Source organism: Candidatus Planktophila sp. (assembly GCF_040402275.1).
Lineage (GTDB): Bacteria > Actinomycetota > Actinomycetes > Nanopelagicales > Nanopelagicaceae > Planktophila.
On record NZ_JBBAMW010000004.1, the window covers coordinates 44,308 to 65,953 of the forward strand.

Consider the following 21,646-nt stretch of genomic DNA (forward strand, 5'->3'; position numbering starts at 1 on the left):
CACGAAAGGGGGAAAAGATGACCAGCACAACAGAGCATGTATCTGTAATGCGCGATCGCTGTGTAGATCTTTTGTCCCCTGCAATTGCTGCCTCTAGTAGCCCTGTTGTTGTTGATGCGACGTTGGGCCTTGGTGGTCACACAGAAGCGCTGCTACAAAAGTTCCCACATCTGACAGTTATTGGTATTGATCGCGACCTTGATGCAATTGCAAAGGCAACAATCCGCCTTGCCCCATATGCAGATCGCTTCAAAACTGCTCATTCAACCTTTGACAGCATTAAAGAGATCGTTACAAGTTTTGGGTACAAGCACATTGATGGGGCTTTGTTTGATCTCGGTGTTTCTTCAATGCAATTAGATCAATCAGAGCGCGGTTTTTCTTATTCACACGATGCCCCCCTTGACATGCGTATGGATCGCACGCAATCACTAACTGCGGGGGAGATCATCAATACATACGAGCCAGGCCAACTGGTTCGAATCCTTCGCACCTATGGTGAAGAAAAGTTTGCAACTCGCATCGTTGAATCAATTATTAAGCAACGTGCAATCGCCCCAATGAATTCAACAACTCAGCTGGCAGAGATGGTTAAAGCCGCTATCCCTGCAGCAACTCGTCGCACTGGTGGAAATCCTGCAAAGCGCACGTTCCAGGCCCTTCGCATCGAAACAAATGATGAGCTAGGCACGATTACGCGCGCACTACCTGCAACCCTCGAACTATTAAAGGTGGGTGCTCGCTTAGTTGTTATGTCATTCCAGTCCCTTGAAGATCGCATCGTTAAGCAACTCTTTGTTGCCTCAACAACATCTGGCACTCCGCGCAATCTTCCTTTCGAGCTTCCAGAGTATGCGGCCAAGTTTTCAATGATCACCCGCGGCAGTGAGACACCAACAGATGCTGAGCTAGAAGAGAACTCGCGTTCTCAATCTGTGCGACTTCGTGCGATCGAAAGGGTGGCTGCGTAATGGCAATGACCGCCTTTACTCCTGCGATTACTCGCTCAAAAGAAATTTTCGCCGAAAAGTCATCACAAGTTGTTCTAAAGCTTGTGCCAGATATATCAAGCGGAAAGCAAGCAGATCGAAAGTTCTTCGCAACATTTGTAACTGTCGTCGGTGCTATTGGTCTCATGTTTCTTCTCCTGATCAATACCTTGCTGGCACAAGATGCATTTGAACTTACTGGCTTAAAGCTTGAGGCCAAGCTAGTAAGTGATGAGCGCGAAGCAATTGCACGACAGATGGACAAATTATCTTCCCCAGATGCACTTGCAAGAGCTGCTACCGAACTTGGTATGAAACCTTCAGAGAATCCAACCTTCTTGTCTCTCGACAAGCCTGTTATAGAGGTACCAGTAAAAAATGGGTAACTTTTCATTAACACATAACAGAATCAGAGCCCTTATTTTTATGATGGCTGTGATTATGTTTTTGTTTGGGCTCCGTCTCGTTCAAGTTCAGGCGTTACAGGCAAATAACTATCGTGAGCGCGCTGTTAATGAGATGGAAAAGATTAAGACTCTTCAAGCCCCACGCGGTGATATCACCGATATTAATGGTGTGCCCTTTGCTCGCAGCGTTGCGGCAACAAGCATTGTTGTGGATCAAACCCAGATTTTGAACCCAGCCAAAGTCGCTGCGTTCGTTGCACCAATACTTGATATGAGTGTCTCTGATGTGCAAACGGCGCTGACCGGTAAGCGCAAATGGAACATGGTTGCCGAGAATGCAAAGCCTGCAACTTGGCTAAAACTGGCAAGTGCTATTGATCAATACAACCGACAGTTTCCCGGGATGAGCCCAGAGCGCATTATCGGATTCTTCCCAGAGCGCAGCTACATTCGCGAGTATCCATCTGGTTCATTAATCGCATCATTGATTGGTTTTGTTAATCATGATGGGATCGGTGCAACCGGTCTTGAATCAAGCATGAATTCAACTATCTCTGGCAAACAAGGCAAGTACTCATATGCCAATGGTTATAAAGCTGAAATTCCTGGCTCTCAATCTGAAATTATCCCGGCACAAGCTGGTACATCAATTCGCCTAACAGTTGACCGTGATATTCAATGGGTGGCAGCCAAGGCAATCGCTGATGTAGTCAAATCTACTCGCGCGCTGAGTGGAACTGTAATTGTTATGGATCCCAAAACAGGCCAGATTTTGGCTCATGCAACAGCTCCAACATTTGATCCAAACAACACCTCAAAGGTTTCACTGGTAGCTATGCGCAATCCATCGGTTCAAGATGTGTATGAGCCTGGTTCTACTGGCAAGGTTATGACACTTGCTGCAGCACTCGAAGAAAAGAAAGTTACTCCAGAGACTGTTCTAACAATCCCTTACGCGCTAAAGCGCTCAGTAAAAGTTTTTCATGATCATGAACCACATCCAGATCAGCGTTTAACGACAGCTGGAGTTTTGGCCCTATCAAGTAACACGGGCTCAATCAAAATTGGCGAGATGCTTTCAAATGATACTTTATATAACTACCTCACAAAGTTTGGCATTGGCACAAAAACTGGTTCTGGCCTACCAGGAGAATCTCGAGGAATTCTTCCTAAGGTTGCCGATTGGTCTGGAACAACAGCGCCAACAGTGGCTTTCGGACAGGGATATTCACTCACGGCCATGCAGGCAACAAGTGTCTTTGCAACCATCGCAAATGATGGAGTTCGAGTTTCACCAACGGTAATTGCTGGAAAAAGTGACGCAAGCGGTAATTACACACCATCTGAAACCCGCGAGAGTGTTCGTGTAATTGGCAGTGATACTGCAGCAAAAATGCGTTTGATGATGGAGAGCGTGGTTTCTTCAAATGGAACAGCGCCTTCTGCAGCAATCCCTGGCTACCGAGTAGCTGGAAAAACAGGAACCGCCCAACGCATCGATGACACCTGTGGTTGCTACCGCGGATACACAGCATCTTTCATTGGCTTTGCACCGGCTGATAACCCCGCCTATGTAATTTCAGTAACTATCCAAGATCCAAAGGGATTGCACTGGGGTGGCTACCTGGGCGGACCAGTATTTAAAAAGGTTATGTCTTTTGTATTGCAATCAAAGGGAATTGCCCCAACAGGCACCACTGTTGTTCCATACCCATTAACTGAAAAGCAATTAATTGCCGCAAAGAAGGTTACAAGTGTCAAGACCAATTGAAGAGTTTAAGAAGACCGTTGAGTCGATAGCTGCAATAGCTAATGCGACCCTAGCCGGAGATGCAGCAACTGTTATTACTGGATTAACACTTTCTAGCAATGATGTTCAAGAGGGTGATCTGTTTATTGCTTTGCCTGGTGAAAAAGCACATGGTGCAGATTTTGCAAAAGATGCCATTCAACGTGGAGCAGTAGCCGTTTTAACTGATGCAGAAGGTGCTTCAAAGATTAAAGGCGTGCCGGTAATTGTTAGTGCCCATCCTCGTCGCGCAGCAGGTGTTATTAGTGCCTGGTTCTATAGCGAGCCAATGAGAGATTTGTATAGCGTTGGCGTAACTGGGACAAACGGTAAAACAACTGTCACAACCTTGTTGCACCAGATCATGTCTGCAGCAGGTCGTGAGAGTGGGTTAATCGGCACAGTTGAAACCCGTATTGGCAGTGAAACCCTTGCAAGCAAGCGCACGACCCCTGAAAGCAGCGATTTGCAGGCCCTTTCAGCTGTTATGCGAGAGCGCCATATGCGCAACCTAGTGATGGAAGTTTCAAGCCATGCCATCGCACTTGAACGAATTCGTGGCAGTCACTTTGCAGTCGTTGCCTTTACCAATCTTTCTCAGGACCACTTAGATTTCCACAAAACTATGGATGACTACTTTGCGGCAAAAGCAAAGTTGTTTACCTTTGAGTTCGCAGATTTAGCCGTTATCAATATCGATGATGCTCATGGTGTGCAACTGGCTGCAAAAACAGAGCTTCCGGTGATGAGTGTTTCCCGCCATGACCAGAGTGCCACTTGGCATTTCGTTTCAATTGCACCAGATTATGCTGGTGCCCATGTTGCTATACGCGGCAGCGGTGGAATTTTGATTGAAGGAAAAATCCAGCTACATGGTGGCTATAACTATGACAATCTTTTGATGGCAGTTGCAATTGCCAATGAAAGTGGCATTGATCCAATTGATATTGCAGCCATATTGCCGCACTTAACAGGGGCTGCAGGTCGCCTTGAGTCTGTGCGTCTTGGACAGAATTTCAGAGCACTTGTTGATTACGCACACTCACCAGATGCTGTTGCTCGAGTACTACAGGCTGCCCATGAAATTACAGATAGACGAGTTATTGCAGTTCTTGGTTGCGGTGGCGATCGCGATACTTTTAAGCGAGCGTTAATGGGTAAGGCGCTACATGATGGGGCAGATGTTGCGATCTTTACCAGCGATAATCCTCGTTCAGAAAAGCCAGAAGAGATTTTAGTTCAGATGACTTTAGGTCTAGAGATCCACGAGCCAAGTGCAGTCATTCAAGACAGAGCACAAGCAATTAAGGCAGCTGTTGATCAAGCCAATGAGGGTGATGTGGTCCTTATCCTTGGAAAAGGCCATGAAAAAGGACAGGAAATGGCTGGAGTTAATCACCCCTTTGATGATCGCGTAGAGCTTGCTCGAGCAATCGAGGATAAAAAATGATTACTTTAACCGCAGCAGAGATCGCTTTATTGGTAGGCGGGGAATTACATTGCGATAAAGATTTGTTGGTATCGAAAGCACCTGTATTTGACTCACGTTTAGCAACTCCTGGTTGCATCTTCTTAGCTCTCAAGGGTGAAAAAGTTGATGGACATGATTTTGCAGCTGATGCATATCGAGCAGGAGCAATGTTTTCATTAACGACCCATCGCATCGATGGTCCATGCGTTGTTGTTGATGATGTCTTAGAGGCCCTATCTGCCTTGGCCTCATTTGTTCGAAAGCGTTTAACAGGATTGACAGTTGTTGGTATCACTGGATCACAAGGCAAAACAAGTACCAAAGATTTACTAACTCATATGCTTAGCGTTGCCGGCCCCACTGTGGCACCGGCTGGCTCTTTTAATAATGACTTAGGATTGCCAATTACCCTGCTCCAATGTGATGAGCGCACGAAGTTCTGCATTCTTGAAATGGGAGCACGCCATAAGGGAGATATCGCTCGACTCTGTGAAATTGCACAACCCAATATTGGAATTGTTCTAGTCGTTGGTACAGCACACCTAGGCGAGTTTGGATCAGTCCAAGCTATTGCAGAGACAAAATCAGAGTTGATCCAGTCTTTGAGCTCAGATGGAATTGCAATACTTGGAAGTTATGATCAATACACACCTGCAATGGCATCACTACATAGTGGCCGCACAATTGTTTTCGGCAATTCTCAAGAAGTGCGAGCCGCAGATGTAGAAATCCGTGAAGGTTGTCCTCACTTTGATCTAGTAACTCCTGCAGGACGAGACGCAGTTGGCATGCGGTTAGTGGGGGAGCACCAGATTTCAAATGCACTAGCTGTGGCAGCTGTTGGTACAGCGTTAGAACTGCCTATCGAATTAATCGCAAGTTCTTTATCAACAGCAGAAAATGCCAGCAAGTGGCGCATGGAGCTCCATGATGTGTTTGGCTTATTAATCATTAATGATTCTTATAACGCCAACCCTGATTCGATGGCGGCGGCGATGCGCTCTTTGGTGCTCTTTGCCCAAGAACGCGGGGGAGAATCCTGGGCATTTGTGGGAAAAATGCATGAACTCGGCGAGTCAAGTGCTGCTCAGCATCAAGCAATTGGCACCCTAGCCCAAGAGATAGGTATCGATCATTTGGTGGCTATTGCCGCACCTGAATATGGCAACCATAAAGGTCAGATGCTTATTCATCACTACGCAAGTATTGATGAATGCATTTCTTTGACAGATTATTTCTCCGCAGGTGATGTGGTTCTTGTTAAGGCATCACGATCTGAAGGATTTGAAGTACTTGCCCAAAAGTTAGAAAGCTTGTGGCTAAACAAGAGCGGAGTTGAAAGTTGAGACAGATCCTTATTGCTGGTGCCTTCGCGCTAGTATTTGCACTCTTTGGAACCCGCGTTTTAATTCGAGTTCTTGCCGGCAAAGGATATGGACAGATAATTCGTGATGACGGACCAAGTAGTCACCACATCAAGCATGGCACCCCAACTATGGGTGGAATCATTTTTATTCTTGCAGCAATTCTTGGATATTTAGTTGCTCACTTAGTCACGGGTAATGCTGTGACTGTCTCTGCTCTGCTCGTCCTCGGGCTGGTAGTTTGTTTAGGATTTATTGGCTTCTTAGATGATTGGCTGAAAGTCTCACGACAAAACTCTCGTGGTCTGCCAGGACGATTTAAGTTAATTGGCCAAGCTATTTTTGCTGCAATCTTTGGTTACTTAGGTTTACAGTTTCTTGATTCAGATTCCCTAGCTCCAATTTCGCAATACTTATCAGGTGTGCGTGAAACCTCAATTTACTTAGGTTCAGGGTTAGCCATCGTCTGGATTGTCATAATGGTGATGTCTGCTAGCAATGGCGTTAACTTAACCGATGGACTAGATGGATTAGCAACTGGTGCATCCATTATGACCTTCTTAGCATTTGTACTAATTGGTGTTTGGGAGTTTGGACAAAGTTGTGCGCTCAATGCTGCAGCTGGTTGTTATGCAGTCCGAGATCCTTTGGACTTAGCTGTATTGGCTGCCGCATTTGCCGGCGGTTGCACCGGATTTCTTTGGTGGAACACAGCACCTGCCAGGATCTTTATGGGCGACACCGGTTCTTTGGCATTAGGTGGTGCCATCGCAGGATTAGCAGCAACTTTGCGCGTGGAACTACTCCTGATTCCACTAGGTGGTCTCTTTGTCATCATCACCATGTCTGTGCTGATTCAGACTTTCTACTTCAAGATCAGTGGCGGAAAGCGTGTGTTCAAGATGGCACCACTTCACCATCACTTTGAATTAGTGGGCTGGGAACAAATAACCATTGTTATTCGTTTCTGGATTATCGCTGGCTTATCAGTTGCCGCTGGCCTCGGTCTGTTTTATGCACAGTGGGTAGCTAAGTAATAAATGTCAATTCACTTTGCCGACCAACGTTTCCTTATATTGGGAGCCGGTGTAACGGGGTCGGCGGTTGCTAAGGCATTGAAAAGCCGTGGTGGTTTAGTAACAATCACAGATGACAATTCACATGATGCGGTAAAGCCAGAAGATGTTGATCTAGCGAATTTTGATGCTGTCGTGATCTCTCCAGGTTGGCGGCAGGATCACCCACTAGTTAAAAAAGTTTTAGCAAGTAGCCTTTTGATTCTTAATGAAATTGATCTTGCCTGGCAGATTCGCACAGAGGATTCACCAGGACAAAAATGGCTGGCCCTGACCGGCACGAATGGAAAGACAACAACAGTTGAGATGGTTGCCAAGATTTTACAAACCGCTGGCTTAAAAGCTGTGGCATGTGGCAATGTGGGGGACACCGTCATTGAGGCAGTTGATCGCAAAGATTCTTATGACTATCTAGTACTAGAGCTTTCAAGTTTCCAACTACATTGGGCCAAGCAAGCACAATTTGTTTCAGCGGCAATTCTAAACATTGCAGATGATCACCTAGATTGGCATGGCACCTTTGATGCCTATGCCGATGCTAAGTTTTCGATTCTAGATCGAGCAGAGATAGCTGTTTTAAATGCCGATGATGAGCAGGTTGTATTGCGAGCCAATCGATTTAAGGGCCGTAAGGTCTTTTTCTCACTTGATACGCCAGCACCGGGTGAAATAGGCGTTGTTGAAGAGTTATTAGTTGATAGAGCATTTGTTTCAGATCCTATGGAAGCGGCAATGATGTGTGAGCTAAAAGACATCACGCCAACTGTGCCCCACAATGTTTCTAACGCATTATCTGCAGCAGCACTTGCTCGAACTGTGGGAGTTTCACATGAGCACATCCAAAAGGCGTTGCAAGAGTTCACACCAGGACGACACCGCATAGAGACAGTTTTTGAGCGTGATTTAGTTTCTTGGGTAGATGATTCCAAGGCAACTAATCCACACGCTGCATCAGCATCTTTGATGTCTCATCTATCTGTTGTGTGGATTGCTGGGGGATTAGCAAAGGGCGCGGACATGAATTCACTCGTAGAGCGCTGTAAGGGTCGGATTAAAGCGGTAATTCTTATTGGCGCAGATCGTCAATTGATTGCAGATGCTCTACAAGAACACGCACCTAAGATTCCTCGCATTCTTGTTGATGCTCCTGCCGACTACACACGTGGTGGGGATTCAAACTCTTTGATGGAGGCTGTGGTTGCACAAGCTGCCACGTTGGTAGCACCCGGGGATACGGTGTTGATGGCACCGGCGTGCGCGTCGATGGATCAATTCATTTCATATGCCGATCGCGGAGATCGCTTTGCTGCTGCAGTGCGCAAGGTTGTGGCACATGGCTAATCAACAGAGAGAAACCTTTTTTACAAAGCCGGTCAATCTTTACTACATGTTGCTTGGCAGCACCCTGGGTTTGAGCATTCTTGGCTTAATTATGGTTTTTTCAGCATCTTCCATCTATTCCATTGATGCAAAAGGCTCCTCTTACGCAATTGTGTTGCGTCAGTTTATCTTCCTAGTTTTATCGATACCGATGGCCTGGGTTTTCTCAAGATTTTCACTGGCCCAGTGGAAGTTAGTAGCCCGCTTTGGATTTATTGTCTCAATTGGCCTACTTGTACTTGTTCAATTAATCGGCAAGAGCGTTAACGGTAATCACAATTGGATTAGCTTGGGATTTGTGGATGTTCAGCCCAGCGAAATTGCAAAGTTTCTTATGATTTTGTGGGCCGGATTCATGCTGGCAAAACAAGAGCGCTCCGGGGTTGATCACACTGTAGTTCTTAAACAAATAGCTCCTGCTTTTGCACTCTGCATTATTTTGGTAATGCTAGGAAGTGACTTAGGAACAGCATCAATTTTTGCTTGTATTTTGGCTGGATTATTGTGGGTTTCAGGGTTGCGATTAGGAATTTTTGGTATTGCACTTAGTGTTGGTCTAGTTGGTTTAACTGCTGCGATCTTGACCTCGCCCTATCGCGTTCAGCGCTTTATGGTTTTCCTTAATCCTTTTGCTGAAGATCAATACAAGCTCTATGGATGGCAACCTGCACACAGCTTGCTAGGCCTTGCTAGTGGTGGCTTTTTTGGTGTTGGACTAGGCGCAAGCCGACAAAAGTGGGGCAATCTGGCAGAGGCGCACACAGACTTTATCTTTGCTGTTATCGGTGAAGAGCTTGGATTGTTCGGCACAATCGCAACACTGCTTCTTCTGAGTATTTTGCTCTTTTCTATTTTCAAGTTAGCTCTTCGTGCTCATGATCCTATGGTTCGATATGTCGCATCTGGGTTTGGTTGCTGGCTAGCAATTCAAACTGTTTTAAACATTGGCTCTGCCATCAGCGTTCTGCCTGTTGTGGGCGTGACTTTGCCATTTGTTTCATATGGTGGCTCCGCACTTATCGCCACGTATATGGGGATCGGCTTTGTGCTGGGGGCTGCTCGGAGAGACCCAGTAATCTATAGAGAATTAAAGGAAACAGGTATTCCATGGCTACGGTAGTTCTGGCAGGTGGCGGCACAGCTGGCCATGTTGAACCCGCCTTAGCTGTTGCACGTCAATGGAAAATCTCTCATCCAGATGATCGCCTTATTTTTCTGGGAACATCCTCTGGTCTTGAAACTACCTTGGTGCCTGCAGCAAATTTTGAACTGCATCTGATCCCGCGAGTTCGGATCTCACGCAGACCATCTGCCTCCTGGCTAAACATTCCATTTGATTTGCTTTCATCTGTTTCGGCATCAAAGAAAGTAATCAAGATGGCCGATGTTGTTATTGGCTTCGGGGGATATGTGAGTGCGCCGGCATATATTGCCGCCCAGATTTCAGGTGTTCCCATTGTTATTCATGAAGCAAATGCAAAGCCTGGTTGGGCAAATCGACTGGGGGCTGCATTTTCAGAACACCTAGCTGTTGCACACCCTGTTGATTCTGGAAAGTTCGAGCACGCACTTTTAGCTGGACTGCCCTTACGATCTGATGTTGCCAAAGCATTTAATGATTCACAATCTAATTGGGCCGCAGCCCGGCTGGCTGCAAAGCTTCGACTTGGTTTTTCAGCAGATGCGCCATTGGTATTTGTTATGGGTGGATCTCAAGGATCGGTTGCGATCAACAAAGTTATTGAATCCTCGGTAGAAATGTTTAACAAACAAGGCTTATCTGTTTTGCACTCAGTCGGAAAACTCAATGCGTTGCCACAGGCCAGCGGTGGGTATAAACCCGTTGTATATGTGGATGCAATGGCAGATGCGTATTTGGCTGCTGATGTGATCATCGGGCGCAGCGGGGCTGTGACATGTAGCGAATTTAGAGCCCTTGGCCGTTACGCTCTTTTCGTGCCTCTACCAATAGGAAATGGCGAGCAGTTTGTTAATGCCGCATCCCTAGTTGCAGATAGTCGCGCGCAAGTTATTAGCCAAAAAGAATTTACTGCAGATTTCTTGAAAGCACAGATTGCTGGTCTGCTCGCAAAGTCTGCTTCAGCTCCTATTGCAGGTAATGGCGCAGACCTACATGCTGCCGAAAAGATAGTGGCACTTACTGAGTTTGCGATGAAGCCATGAGCCAATCTCTCTCTTCATTAATTGGTAAGCGCATTCACTTCATTGGTATTGGTGGAGCCGGAATGAGTGGATTAGCACGCATAGCTTTATCGCACGGCATCACAGTCAGCGGATCTGATGCAAAGGATTCATCCGTTGTCATTGTACTTTCAGCATTGGGTGCAACTGTTGCGACTTCACATGATGCAGCACATGTTGATGGCGCAGATCTTGTTGTGTATTCAACAGCGGTATCGGCTAGCAACCCTGAGCGAGCAAGGGCGGTAGAGCTTAAGATTCCAATTTTGACCCGCGCCGCAGCACTTGCAGTTCTGATGTCTGAATCAAAGAGCGTTGCCGTTGCAGGCACACATGGAAAGACCACAACTTCTTCCATGTTGGCAGTTGCACTCCAAGCATGTGCTGCAGATCCATCCTTTGCAATCGGCGGAACAATTACCGCCTCTGGATCGAATGCACATCGCGGAACTGGTGAGATCTTTGTGGCAGAGGCCGATGAGTCAGATGGTTCATTTATTGAATATCACCCATTTGCCGCCATCGTTACAAATGTGGAGCATGATCATGTGGACTTTTTCCCCACCCCAGAATCTGTTGCCCAGGCGTTTAGAGATTTTGCAGCAACGATTAAGCCCGAAGGTTTCCTTACGTATTGCGCAGATGATGCCGGTGCTGTGGCGTTAGCTGGCACGACAAAGAATGTGCAATTGATTTCATATGGAGTTGCAGAAGGCGCCGATCTACACATTGACCAGATTGAGTTGATGACAATGGGTTCATCTGCGCGGGCTGTGTGGAATGGAAAGAGTGTTGGCCACATTGAGTTGCAAGTGCCTGGCCATCACAACTTATTAAATGCAGCAGGTGTGTTAGCAACAGGATTAAAGCTTGGTTTTGGCGCAGCTGAATTACTCACTGGCTTGAGCACTTTCCGGGGGACTGGGCGCCGCTTTGAACTCATTGGAACTGTGCATGGAGTTCGAGTCATTGATGATTATGGGCATCATCCAACAGAGATTCAGGTGACACTGGAAGCGGCCAAACGATATGCGGCAGATGGTCGCTTGATCGTAATTTTCCAACCACATAGATACTCCCGAACAAAAGCATTTGCCGCTGCTTTTGCAACTGTGCTTGATGTTGCAGACCGGGCGATAGTTCTAGAGGTATATGCAGCCAGTGAAAAGCCAATAGAAGGTGTGACATCAAAGTTAATTACTAGCCAAATGAAGAAGGGTGAGTACATCCCTAACTTTGTTGAAGTCACAGATTCAGTGATTGAGATGGCCCAGCCTGGCGATGTGATCATGACGCTGGGTGCAGGTGATGTTAGCTGTCTTGCACTAATCATTGTTGATGGCCTGAATCGACGTTTTGCATAGCCATGAATCGTCGTCTCATCCTTCTAGTTTCAGCAGTACTACTTGTAGGTGCCACATATGTTCTTGGTTGGTCCACACTATTTACAGTCAGCTCTATCGAAATTAAGGGATCAAGTACGCAAGTAAGTTCTGGGATTGTTAAGGGACAAAAGCTAGCTCGCGTTGAGCCTCGCGCAGTGGCTGCAAAATTTGAAACTCTTGATTGGGTAGCTAGCGCAAAGGTTTCTAGAAACTGGATTAATGGCAAGGTCACTATTGATTTAACAGAGAGAACACCGGTTGCGATATATAACAACAAAGTCATAGATTCGACAGGTAAGAGCTTTATGCTACGTGGGCCAGCTTCATCAGATTTGGTCCAGATACAAGCCGGTGATTTAACCGCGGCCACAAAAGCTGTCACCTTTTTCACGACTCTTCCAGCAGACCTCAAGGAAGCATTGAGCGTTGTAAAGGTCCGCAGTACTGGATCACTTGTCCTAATTGTTAATAATGCTGGCAAGAATCTTGAGGTCCGTTGGGGCACTGATGGCGAGAATGAATTGAAATTAAAGGTTTATAAAGCACTTATCGCGTTGCCAGAAAATGCAGCAATTAAAAGAGTTGATGTTTCGGCACCACATGCACCAATCGTTAAATAATTATTGAGATTACGACACGGTAAACAGTTCATGTCGGTGTTTGATAATCACCCGTATGCGCTTTAGGTTCGCCTTATAGAAAAGCATTGAATAGTAAGCCTCAAGTTGAGGTTTATGGTTCATAAGGAGGAAACACAGTGGCTTCACCACAAAATTATTTAGCGGTCATCAAAGTTGTCGGCATTGGTGGCGGTGGAGTTAACGCAGTTAATCGCATGATCGATGTTGGATTAAAAGGTGTCGAGTTCATTGCAATTAATACAGATGCACAACATTTATTAATGAGTGATGCTGATGTGAAATTAGATATTGGTCGCAAGACAACTCGCGGACTTGGCGCAGGTATGGATCCAGATAAGGGTCGTGAAGCTGCACTAGATCACGCAGATGACATTGAAGAAATATTGCGCGGTGCTGACATGGTGTTTGTTACTGCAGGTGAAGGTGGCGGAACCGGGACAGGTGCTGCGCCAATCGTTGCAAAAATTGCAAAAGATAGTGGTGCATTAGTAATTGGTGTTGTTACTCGTCCATTCTCATTTGAAGCAAAGTTGCGTGCGGCTCAAGCAGATGTTGGTATCGAAGCACTACGTGCTGAAGTTGATACATTGATTGTTATTCCAAACGATCGTTTGCTAGCAATTTCAGATCGCACAATAACTTTGGCAGATGCATTTAAGAGCGCAGATCAGGTATTATTATCTGGTGTTCAAGGAATTACAGAGATCATCACTCAACCGGGTTTGATCAACCTGGACTTTGCAGATGTGAAAGCTGTTATGTCAGGTGCCGGTTCTGCATTAATGGGGATTGGTTCTGCTCGTGGAGAAAATCGTGCAATACGTGCCGCAGAGCTTGCAATCTCAAGCCCACTTCTTGAAGCATCAATTGATGGCGCTATGGGTGTTCTGCTTTCTGTTTCAGGTGGATCAGATCTTGGTTTGTTCGAAGTTAATGAGGCGTGCGAGCTAGTTCAATCAGCTGTGCATCCAAATGCAAAGTTCATCTTTGGAACAACAATTGATGATGCTCTGGGCGATGAAGTTCGAATCACTGTTGTTGCAGCTGGATTTGAGGGCGGGGAACCTAAGCGGGTATCAACGCCAACGATCAATGCAGCAACGCTGGGCGGGGTTGCAGATCCGATTGCATCAAATGATCCAATCTCTGTGGCTTTAGATCTGGGCAATGACACTCCCAGGCGCCGCGTTTCCTTTGAGGAGCTCGTTGCAGAGGATGAAATCGACGTCCCTGACTTCATGAAGTAAGGCTTTGCCTCACTTTTTCACTGATCGACGCAAAGGCTCCAGCCTTGGCGCTTATGAATCCTTGAACTTTGGCTTTCATGTTGGTGATGAAGCTGCGGCTGTAAGTGCCAATCGCGCTTTGTTGGGCGGTACGCAATTTATGAATCAGGTACATGGAAATGAAGTTGTTGAGATTGAACATGTGCTTGAGCAAGAGCCAACCTGTGATGCACTGATAACAAGAACAAAAGGTGTTTCTTTAGCGGTCATGGTTGCAGATTGCATTCCGCTGCTGCTTATTTCACAAGAGGCGGTAGCTGCCGTGCACGTGGGTAGGGCAGGCTTAGTCAATAAGGTTGCAATCAAAGCGCTGCATCACATGCGGGCACTCGGTGCAATCCAGGTGCATGCAATTCTTGGTCCTTCCATTTGCGGCAAGTGCTATGAAGTGCCTTTGCAAATGCAGCAAGATGTTATTGCAGATCATCCGCGGGCATTGTCAACAACTCATCAAGGAACTCCGGGGCTAGATCTTCCCGCCGGCTTGATCGCAGATCTCACCGCTGAGGGTGTTTCTTATGAGGCATCGGTGATCTGTACGAAGGAAGACCCACTCTATTATTCTCACCGCAGGGATAATCCAACTGGGCGTTTTGCGGGGGTAGTGAGTTTATGAACCGCAGAGAAGAGTTGTCTCAAAACCTGGAGTTAGCACGTTCAAAGATCGCAAAAGTGGCAGATCACGAAGTGACCTTGATTGCTGTCACAAAGACTTTTCCGGTAAGTGATGCACAGATTTTGCATGAACTGGGTGTTCGGGATTTTGGTGAGAACCGAGATGCCGAAGGTGCTGGAAAAGCAGCAATTGTTTCTGGCACCTGGCATTTTCAAGGTCAGATTCAAAGTAATAAGTTGAAATCGATTACTTCCTGGGCCTCAGTTATTCACTCTCTAGATGACCCACGCCATTTTGAAATCATTGAAAAAGTTGCACCGCATCCTTTGCAGATATTCCTGCAGGTTTCATTAGATGGCGCCCATCATCGCGGGGGAGCAGGTCTTGAAGAGTTGTATTCCTTGGCTTCATTAGTTGAAAAGTCGCCCACCCACACCCTGGCTGGCTTGATGTCAGTGCCCCCGGTAGAGATGGATCCCAACCAAGGGTTTGCTCAATTAGCAGTGATTCATACGGAATTTATGAAGCTTTTCCCTGGGGCTAAATCTTTATCGGCCGGCATGAGTGGGGATTATGAAACAGCAATTTCCCATGGCGCGACACATGTGCGCGTAGGTTCATCAATCCTCGGTTCTCGCTCACCCCACCGATAACCTTTACCTATGTCTAATCCAATGCGTCGTATCGGAAACTATCTTGGCTTGATGGATGATCCTCAATTTGATACTCCAGAAGCAGCATCTATTCCAGCTGTTGCATCAACCGGTGATGTTCGCATCAAAGCTCGCGAAGCTCGTGCAGTATCAGCGGTTCGTCGCTCATCAGTTGTTGAAGTAGCACCTCAGCTTGATCTTCCAGTATTAGATCGCATCATTACCTTGCATCCTCGTTTCTATAACGAAGCGCGCACGATTGGTGAGCACTTCCGGATGGGAAACCCAGTCATCATCAACCTGACTGAAATGGATGAATCAGAGCACAAGCGTCTTGTTGACTTTGCAAGTGGACTCGCATTTGGTTTGCACGGAACTATTGAGCGCGTAACTAAGAAGGTATTTCTTATTTCACCTGCAAATGTAAATGTCAGCACCGAAGATAAATCAGCTGCTGCACAAGCAAGCTTTTTTAACCAGAGCTGACCTATGTTGAGCGTTGGCTCACTGCTTGCAACTATCCTGCAAGTTTTTCTCTATGCCCTGCTTGGTCGTTTAATCTTTGATTATGTTCAAATGTTTTCCCGCACCTGGCGCCCAAAAGGTCCAATCCTGTATTTGGTAGAAGCCATTTATACGGTGACAGACAAGCCAATGAAGTTTGTTGGACGATTTGTCCCACCACTTCGACTTGGATCTGTAAGCCTAGACATGAGTTTCATTGTGCTCTTTTTCGGAACACAAATTCTGATGAGCTTTGTCAGTCGTATTTAGTTTTTAACCAGTACGACTTCAACACCAACTTCTGCATCAGTCACAGCTAAAGAGCTATCCCGCACCATCGATAGTGCCAAGACCTCATCTGCGATGTGCTGCTTGTCAGACTCAATTGCTGCTGCAATTTCTTCTGTTGCATTCCATGTCAGAGTGATTCGATCAGAGATATCAAAGCCATCACTCTTTCGACGTTCCTGAATAAATCTAATTACCTCTCGCACACTGCCTGCTGCAATCAATGCAGGGGTCAGTTCTAGGTCAAGGGCAACGCTTTCCCCATCGTGTGAAGAAACGCTCCATCCGCTCTTTGGCACTTCAGTGATGACCAGGTCATCGAGGGCAATTTCCCAGGTGCCTACCTTTGTTACACCTGCTGCGCGCAAAGTCTTTACTAACGCAGTTGCATCAGTTGCTGCAATTGCCTTAGAGATCTCTTGAACCGCCCCGCCAAACTTGGCACCGAGTGATTTGAAGTTAGCTTTAACGCTGATATCAACTAGGTCGCCATCAGCAGAAGCAATATCCTCGAGAGTTTGAACGTTGAGTTCATCGGCGATTTGTTCGCGCATTTGCTCTGGCAAAGTCGACCAGCCACTTGCTGCAATGAGTGCTCGGCCCAAAGGCTGGCGAATCTTGATTCCAGATTCCGCCCGCGTTGCACGACCCAGTTCGACAATGCGACGGGTCAAGGCAACTTGTGATCCAAGTTCTGTATCAATGGCAGAGGCTTGTGCAACTGGCCAATTAGTTAAATGGACAGAATCAACAGCTGATGAATCTGTTGGACGCACAAGCTCTTGCCAGACCTGCTCAGTAATAAATGGAACTAGTGGAGCAAGCAGCTTTGTCAGTGTCACTAAACATTCATGCAAGGTTCCAAGAGCTGCCGTGTCAGCATCCCAGAAACGTCGACGAGAACGGCGCACATACCAGTTCGATAAATCATCGATGAAACGCGCAAGGGCTCGGCCTGCAATCTGTGAATCAAAATCTTCAAGGGCAGTATCTACTTCTTGAATCAAGATGTTGAGTTCAGAGATGATCCAACGATCCATTAATGGACGGTCTGCAAGTGGTGGTGTTTGTGATATTTCAAAGTTAGAGGCATTTGCATAGAGAGCGTGGAAGGAAACGGTGTTCCAGTAGGTCAACAAAGTCTTTCGCACAACTTCATTGAGGCTGTCATGTCCTACACGGCGAGCAGCCCATGGAGATCCGGCAGCCAACATGTACCAACGAACAGCATCTGCGCCATGCTGATCCATAAGGGCCATTGGCTCTAGAACATTGCCTAGGTGCTTACTCATCTTGCGGCCATCCTTATCCAGGATGTGACCAAGGCAGAGCACTGTTTTGTAGGAGGATTGATCAAAGACCAATGTTCCAATTGTCATTAATGTGTAGAACCAACCACGAGTTTGGTCGATTGCTTCGCAAATAAAATCAGCCGGATATGAGGCCTTAAACTTTTCTACAGAACCTTCTTTGTGTGGGTATCCCCATTGGGCAAATGGCATCGCACCAGAGTCATACCAACAGTCGATCACTTCAGGAACACGTGTCATTGTCTCTGAGCATTCAGCACATGCAAAGGTAATGTCATCGACAAATGGGCGGTGCGGATCAAGGTTGGAGAGCTCTTGTCCGGCCAAATCACCAAGTTCTTTGAGCGAATCAACACAGATCTCGTGCTCATTTTCACAGCGCCAGATTGGTAGTGGTGTTCCCCAAAAGCGGTTACGAGAAAGCGCCCAGTCAATGTTGTTGTTAAGCCAATCGCCATAGCGACCTTCTTTAATTGTTTCTGGATGCCAATCTGTCTGTGCGTTTTCACGCAGTAGGGCATCTTTAATTGAAGTTGTACGGATATACCAGGATGGTTGTGCGTAATACATCAAAGCTGTGTGACAGCGCCAGCAGTGCGGATATGTGTGCTCGTACTGTTGATGCTTATAGAGAGCACCACTTGCCTTTAACTCTTTGACCAAAGGCTTATCTGCATCCTTAAAGAACATTCCGGCAACAACTGGAACATCAGGTAAAAAGTGTCCGTCAGGTGCGATTGGATTTACAACAGGCAATCCATAGCTACGGCACACTGCTAAGTCATCTGCGCCAAAGGCAGGGGATTGGTGAACTAGACCAGTTCCATCTTCAGTTGTTACATATGTTGCAAGAACAACAAAGTGGGCATCTGCGATTTCGATGTAATCAAATGGACGCTTGTAGGTAACGCGCTCAAGTTCTTTACCCAGCATGGTCTTGAGGATCTTCTTCTCGCCTTTAACAGCATCCATCAAATTTTTAGCAACAACTAATACCTCAGTTGTCTCTTCATCGGTAACTTCAATAGCAACGTATTCAACATCTGGATTAACAGCAATGGCGGTATTAGAAACCAATGTCCACGGGGTAGTGGTCCACACCAACAGGGATGCTTTTAGGGCGACTAGATCACCTGATGTAATAGGAAAACGAACAAAGACTGAAGGATCTGTAACTGTTTCATAACCTTGGGCTAATTCGTGATCTGATAATCCAGTTCCGCAACGTGGGCAGTACGGTGCAACTCGATGGTCTTGAACAAGTAGACCCTGCTTCCAGATCTCTTTTAATGACCACCACACTGATTCAACATATTCAGGTGACATCGTCCAGTAGGCCTCATCAAAATCAACCCAGAAGCCCATGCGATCTGTCATATCTGTAAAGGCACTTACATGGCGCTGAACTGATTCGCGGCACTTGTCATTAAAGGGAGCAATTCCGTATTTTTCAATATCGCCCTTGCCGGAAAATCCCAACTCTTTTTCTACAGCGATTTCAACAGGCAAACCGTGACAATCCCATCCAGCTTTGCGTGTTACCTGCTTGCCCTTCATTGTGTGAAAACGCGGGAACAAATCTTTAAACACACGGGCTTCGATGTGGTGAGTTCCTGGCATTCCATTTGCAGTTGGAGGACCTTCATAAAATGTCCATGTAGGTGCGCCTTCACGGGCTGCAACTGTTTTTTCAAAGATTGAGTTATCGCGCCAGAACTTTAAAATTGAATGTTCGACGGCAGGCAGATCAACTGCTGCTGGGATGGCGCGAAATGACATAAAAAAATCCTCCAGAAAACAATCTCTGGAGGGACGATCGCTGCATGTGCAGCTTTCGCGGTACCACCCGCCTTGCACACCGTGGTGTGCCACTTCGTATCTTGCGTGCTGGGTCTAGATGAGCGCTGGCTCATTTCTTCCTGCCGGCTCGTGAGGTGATATCCCCGTCAACGCCGTGTACGCGAGGTCTTAAGTGTAGGTCATAGAGGTATTAAAAATTGACCGTGGCGTAATTGGTATAGGCGCCCCCTTGGGCATAAGGTTCGCGACATGCCTAAGAAGCCTGTAAAAAAAGCGGTTGCCAAGAAGGCTGCTGCAAAAAAGGCTCCCTTAAAGAAGAAGGCTGCGAAAAAGGCTCCTGCTAAAAAAGCTGCTAAAAAAGCTCCCGTAAAGAAGTTAGTAAAGAAGGTAGTGAAGAAGGCTCCTGCAAAGAAGGCTGCTCCTGTTAAGAAGTCAGCGGTGAAAAGCATTCCCGTGAAGAAGGCTGCAGGAAAGCCATTTCCATCCAAGACCACTCTTACTGTTGATGAAAAATCTCAAACTGTCTCAGTTTCAACAGTCACAGCACCAGTTGTTGCGCCAGTTATTGAAGAGCGCCGATTGGTTATGCCACCTCCACCACGTCCTGCAATGAGTGGCAAGAAGGTCGCACCGCTTAAGCCAATCAAGGTTGCTCCAACTCCAGTAGTTGTTAGCGAAACTGAGGCTCCGTGGAGCAATGCTGAAATTAAGGCTGTTCGCACTGACATCTCAAAGGAGCTAGAACGTCTTCGTAAAGAGCTCGTAATTGTTGAACTTGAAATGGATGAGTTGATCCAGGAATCTGGCGAAGGTGCTGGAGATGATCAAGCAGATGCAGGAACAAAAACTTTTGAGCGCGAGCATGAGATGTCTTTGGTAATTAATGCACGTGACATGGTTTTGCAAACAGAACGCGCACTTGAGCGTATTGATAACAAGACGTATGGAAATTGCGAAGAGTGCGGAGCGCCAATTGGTAAAGCACGCCTTCAGGTATTCCCTCGCGCAACTCTCTGCATGCTCTGCAAGCAGAAGGAAGAACGGCGCTAACTGTGCGCATGTGGCGAACACTCTTTGGTGTTGCCTGGTTTGTTTGGATCCTCGACTTAGCAACAAAGATCTGGGCGGTCAGCGCACTTTCCAACAAGCCAGATATCAAAGTGTTGGGATCTTTTTTCAAACTGACCTTGGTTCGAAATTCAGGGGCAGCTTTCTCATTTGCAGAGGGCGCAACTATCTTTTTAACAATCTTCGGATTATTTGTATTGGGTGCAATTTTCTACTTCTCACCTCGAATTACCTCTAAAGGATGGGCAGTTGTTTTGGGCCTTGTAATGGGCGGAATTCTTGGAAATCTTGTAGATCGAATCTTCCGCGAACCAGGCGTGTTACGGGGACATGTGATTGATTGGATGCAGTTGCCGAATTGGCCAATTTTTAACATTGCAGACTCAGCAATTGTCATTGCAGCACTTCTTTCTATGGTGCTTACCGCCCGAAATATCCCACCCATAACAAAGGTAGGCTCATAGGTATGAGCAATCGCATCGCCCGCACATTAACCGTTCCTGAAGGAGTTGCAGGCGAACGTATTGATAGTGCATTGACTCGAGTTCTAGGACTCTCTCGCACAGCTGTTGTTAAATTGCTTGAAGATGGTGACATCACAACTGGCGGCAAGCCAATGCCTAAGTCAGATCGAGTGAGCGCAGGACAAGTAATTGAAGTATTGATGCCAGAGCCAATTAACTCTGATCCAATTCCATTGACACCTATTGATGGCTTAAGCATTATTTATGACGATAGCGACATCGTTGTTATTGATAAGCCGGTTGGTTGTGCGGCGCACCCAAGTCCAGGATGGACAGGGCCAACTGTTGTTGGTGCGCTGATGGCAGCTGGTTACTCAATTTCAACATCTGGCCCAGCAGAGCGTCAAGGAATTGTTCATCGTCTAGATGTTGGTACTAGTGGATTAATGATTGTTGCAAAGAGTGATACAGCCTTTCATGTTTTAAAGGATGCGTTTCGTAATCGCACAGTGGACAAGATTTATCACGCAATGGTTCAAGGTCACATGGATCCAACAACAGGAACCATTGATGCACCAATTGATCGTCATCCAAAAGAGGATCACCGTTTTGCGGTAATGGCTACAGGAAAAGAATCAATCACTCACTATGAGGTCATCGAGTTTTATCGCGGCGTTTCAATGGTGAAAGTCGAATTAGAAACAGGTCGCACCCACCAAATCCGTGTTCATTTTTCAGCCCTTCACCATCCTTTGGTGGGGGATACGACATATGGCGCAGATCCAGTACTGGGTAAGAGTTTAGGAATGTCTAGACCTTGGCTTCATGCTGCCGAACTTAATTTTGCCCATCCAGTAACAGGTAAGGCGCTTCACTTTGAAGCCCCATACCCAGCCGATCTCACACGCTCGCTGGCGTTGCTTTCCGACGCCGTTCTTCCATAAGCACTAATC

At 46.6% G+C, this 21,646-nt stretch carries 20 protein-coding genes; 19 read left to right on the forward strand and 1 reads right to left on the reverse strand.

Going from position 1 to position 21,646, the window contains the following annotated elements:
* Positions 1–17 precede the first annotated feature (17 nt).
* From rsmH to AC9UEY_RS01925, 16 genes are all read left to right on the forward strand, one after another.
* A complete protein-coding gene (gene rsmH, locus AC9UEY_RS01850) occupies positions 18–971 on the forward strand; it encodes a 16S rRNA (cytosine(1402)-N(4))-methyltransferase RsmH (protein ID WP_509536969.1) in 954 nt (317 codons plus the stop codon).
* A complete protein-coding gene (gene ftsL, locus AC9UEY_RS01855; RefSeq protein ID WP_509536972.1) occupies positions 971–1,375 on the forward strand; it encodes a cell division protein FtsL in 405 nt (134 codons plus the stop codon). The genes rsmH and ftsL overlap by 1 nt, the downstream gene beginning before the upstream one ends.
* Entirely contained in the window at positions 1,368–3,167 is a 1,800-nt protein-coding gene (locus AC9UEY_RS01860; RefSeq protein ID WP_509536974.1) for a peptidoglycan D,D-transpeptidase FtsI family protein, read from the forward strand. Before ftsL ends, AC9UEY_RS01860 begins: the two co-directional genes overlap by 8 nt.
* Positions 3,151–4,635 (forward strand): UDP-N-acetylmuramoyl-L-alanyl-D-glutamate--2,6-diaminopimelate ligase, encoded by a 1,485-nt coding sequence (locus AC9UEY_RS01865; RefSeq protein WP_509536977.1) that lies wholly within the window; start codon positions 3,151–3,153, stop codon positions 4,633–4,635. Before AC9UEY_RS01860 ends, AC9UEY_RS01865 begins: the two co-directional genes overlap by 17 nt.
* Positions 4,632–6,002 (forward strand): UDP-N-acetylmuramoyl-tripeptide--D-alanyl-D-alanine ligase, encoded by a 1,371-nt coding sequence (locus tag AC9UEY_RS01870; protein ID WP_509536980.1) that lies wholly within the window; start codon positions 4,632–4,634, stop codon positions 6,000–6,002. The genes AC9UEY_RS01865 and AC9UEY_RS01870 overlap by 4 nt, the downstream gene beginning before the upstream one ends.
* Positions 5,999–7,057 (forward strand): phospho-N-acetylmuramoyl-pentapeptide-transferase, encoded by a 1,059-nt coding sequence (mraY, locus tag AC9UEY_RS01875; protein ID WP_509536982.1) that lies wholly within the window; start codon positions 5,999–6,001, stop codon positions 7,055–7,057. Before AC9UEY_RS01870 ends, mraY begins: the two co-directional genes overlap by 4 nt.
* A gap of 3 nt (positions 7,058–7,060) precedes the next feature.
* Positions 7,061–8,437, forward strand: a complete 1,377-nt coding sequence (gene murD / locus AC9UEY_RS01880; protein WP_509536984.1) for a UDP-N-acetylmuramoyl-L-alanine--D-glutamate ligase — start codon at positions 7,061–7,063, stop codon at positions 8,435–8,437.
* Positions 8,430–9,596 carry a putative lipid II flippase FtsW gene (ftsW, locus tag AC9UEY_RS01885; protein ID WP_509536987.1) on the forward strand — a complete coding sequence of 389 codons (1,167 nt, stop codon included), beginning with the start codon at positions 8,430–8,432 and terminating at the stop codon, positions 9,594–9,596. Before murD ends, ftsW begins: the two co-directional genes overlap by 8 nt.
* The gene (locus tag AC9UEY_RS01890; protein WP_509536990.1) at positions 9,584–10,660 is read left to right on the forward strand and encodes a UDP-N-acetylglucosamine--N-acetylmuramyl-(pentapeptide) pyrophosphoryl-undecaprenol N-acetylglucosamine transferase; all 1,077 of its coding nucleotides are present in this window, start codon (positions 9,584–9,586) and stop codon (positions 10,658–10,660) included. Before ftsW ends, AC9UEY_RS01890 begins: the two co-directional genes overlap by 13 nt.
* Positions 10,657–12,042, forward strand: coding sequence for a UDP-N-acetylmuramate--L-alanine ligase (murC, locus tag AC9UEY_RS01895; RefSeq protein WP_509536993.1), 1,386 nt, complete (start codon positions 10,657–10,659; stop codon positions 12,040–12,042). Before AC9UEY_RS01890 ends, murC begins: the two co-directional genes overlap by 4 nt.
* A 2-nt stretch (positions 12,043–12,044) precedes the next feature.
* Complete coding sequence (locus tag AC9UEY_RS01900; protein WP_509536995.1) at positions 12,045–12,683, forward strand: cell division protein FtsQ/DivIB; 639 nt, start codon at positions 12,045–12,047, stop codon at positions 12,681–12,683.
* A gap of 137 nt (positions 12,684–12,820) precedes the next feature.
* Complete coding sequence (gene ftsZ / locus AC9UEY_RS01905; protein ID WP_509536998.1) at positions 12,821–13,951, forward strand: cell division protein FtsZ; 1,131 nt, start codon at positions 12,821–12,823, stop codon at positions 13,949–13,951.
* 4 nt (positions 13,952–13,955) lie between these two features.
* Positions 13,956–14,606, forward strand: a complete 651-nt coding sequence (locus AC9UEY_RS01910) for a purine nucleoside phosphorylase YfiH/LACC1 family protein (protein ID WP_509537001.1) — start codon at positions 13,956–13,958, stop codon at positions 14,604–14,606.
* Positions 14,603–15,259, forward strand: a complete 657-nt coding sequence (locus AC9UEY_RS01915; RefSeq protein ID WP_509537004.1) for a YggS family pyridoxal phosphate-dependent enzyme — start codon at positions 14,603–14,605, stop codon at positions 15,257–15,259. Before AC9UEY_RS01910 ends, AC9UEY_RS01915 begins: the two co-directional genes overlap by 4 nt.
* 9 nt (positions 15,260–15,268) lie before the next feature.
* Positions 15,269–15,745, forward strand: coding sequence for a cell division protein SepF (locus AC9UEY_RS01920; RefSeq protein WP_509537006.1), 477 nt, complete (start codon positions 15,269–15,271; stop codon positions 15,743–15,745).
* 3 nt (positions 15,746–15,748) lie between these two features.
* The gene (locus AC9UEY_RS01925; RefSeq protein WP_509537009.1) at positions 15,749–16,033 is read left to right on the forward strand and encodes a YggT family protein; all 285 of its coding nucleotides are present in this window, start codon (positions 15,749–15,751) and stop codon (positions 16,031–16,033) included.
* Here AC9UEY_RS01925 and ileS read toward each other — a convergent pair.
* Positions 16,030–19,140, reverse strand: a complete 3,111-nt coding sequence (gene ileS, locus AC9UEY_RS01930) for an isoleucine--tRNA ligase (RefSeq protein WP_509537011.1) — start codon at positions 19,138–19,140, stop codon at positions 16,030–16,032. The genes AC9UEY_RS01925 and ileS overlap by 4 nt on opposite strands.
* Positions 19,141–19,410: 270 nt before the next feature.
* Between ileS and AC9UEY_RS01935 the strand changes: the two genes are divergently transcribed.
* Genes AC9UEY_RS01935 through AC9UEY_RS01945 form a run of 3 tightly spaced genes read left to right on the forward strand, consistent with a single transcriptional unit; the run spans position 19,411 to position 21,637 of the window.
* Positions 19,411–20,211 carry a TraR/DksA family transcriptional regulator gene (locus AC9UEY_RS01935; RefSeq protein ID WP_509537014.1) on the forward strand — a complete coding sequence of 267 codons (801 nt, stop codon included), beginning with the start codon at positions 19,411–19,413 and terminating at the stop codon, positions 20,209–20,211.
* A gap of 8 nt (positions 20,212–20,219) precedes the next feature.
* Complete coding sequence (gene lspA / locus AC9UEY_RS01940; RefSeq protein WP_509537017.1) at positions 20,220–20,693, forward strand: signal peptidase II; 474 nt, start codon at positions 20,220–20,222, stop codon at positions 20,691–20,693.
* 2 nt (positions 20,694–20,695) lie between these two features.
* Positions 20,696–21,637 (forward strand): RluA family pseudouridine synthase, encoded by a 942-nt coding sequence (locus AC9UEY_RS01945; RefSeq protein ID WP_509537020.1) that lies wholly within the window; start codon positions 20,696–20,698, stop codon positions 21,635–21,637.
* Positions 21,638–21,646 lie beyond the last annotated feature (9 nt).

Coding starts and splice junctions, on each gene's coding strand:
- rsmH (WP_509536969.1), top strand. CDS start 18: ATGACCAGCACAACAGAGCATGTATCTGTAATGCGCGATCGCTGTGTA.
- ftsL (WP_509536972.1), top strand. CDS start 971: ATGGCAATGACCGCCTTTACTCCTGCGATTACTCGCTCAAAAGAAATT.
- AC9UEY_RS01860 (WP_509536974.1), top strand. CDS start 1,368: ATGGGTAACTTTTCATTAACACATAACAGAATCAGAGCCCTTATTTTT.
- AC9UEY_RS01870 (WP_509536980.1), top strand. CDS start 4,632: ATGATTACTTTAACCGCAGCAGAGATCGCTTTATTGGTAGGCGGGGAA.
- murD (WP_509536984.1), top strand. CDS start 7,061: ATGTCAATTCACTTTGCCGACCAACGTTTCCTTATATTGGGAGCCGGT.
- ftsW (WP_509536987.1), top strand. CDS start 8,430: ATGGCTAATCAACAGAGAGAAACCTTTTTTACAAAGCCGGTCAATCTT.
- AC9UEY_RS01890 (WP_509536990.1), top strand. CDS start 9,584: ATGGCTACGGTAGTTCTGGCAGGTGGCGGCACAGCTGGCCATGTTGAA.
- murC (WP_509536993.1), top strand. CDS start 10,657: ATGAGCCAATCTCTCTCTTCATTAATTGGTAAGCGCATTCACTTCATT.
- AC9UEY_RS01900 (WP_509536995.1), top strand. CDS start 12,045: ATGAATCGTCGTCTCATCCTTCTAGTTTCAGCAGTACTACTTGTAGGT.
- AC9UEY_RS01915 (WP_509537004.1), top strand. CDS start 14,603: ATGAACCGCAGAGAAGAGTTGTCTCAAAACCTGGAGTTAGCACGTTCA.
- AC9UEY_RS01920 (WP_509537006.1), top strand. CDS start 15,269: ATGTCTAATCCAATGCGTCGTATCGGAAACTATCTTGGCTTGATGGAT.
- AC9UEY_RS01925 (WP_509537009.1), top strand. CDS start 15,749: ATGTTGAGCGTTGGCTCACTGCTTGCAACTATCCTGCAAGTTTTTCTC.
- ileS (WP_509537011.1), bottom strand. CDS start 19,140: ATGTCATTTCGCGCCATCCCAGCAGCAGTTGATCTGCCTGCCGTCGAA.
- AC9UEY_RS01935 (WP_509537014.1), top strand. CDS start 19,411: ATGCCTAAGAAGCCTGTAAAAAAAGCGGTTGCCAAGAAGGCTGCTGCA.
- lspA (WP_509537017.1), top strand. CDS start 20,220: ATGTGGCGAACACTCTTTGGTGTTGCCTGGTTTGTTTGGATCCTCGAC.
- AC9UEY_RS01945 (WP_509537020.1), top strand. CDS start 20,696: ATGAGCAATCGCATCGCCCGCACATTAACCGTTCCTGAAGGAGTTGCA.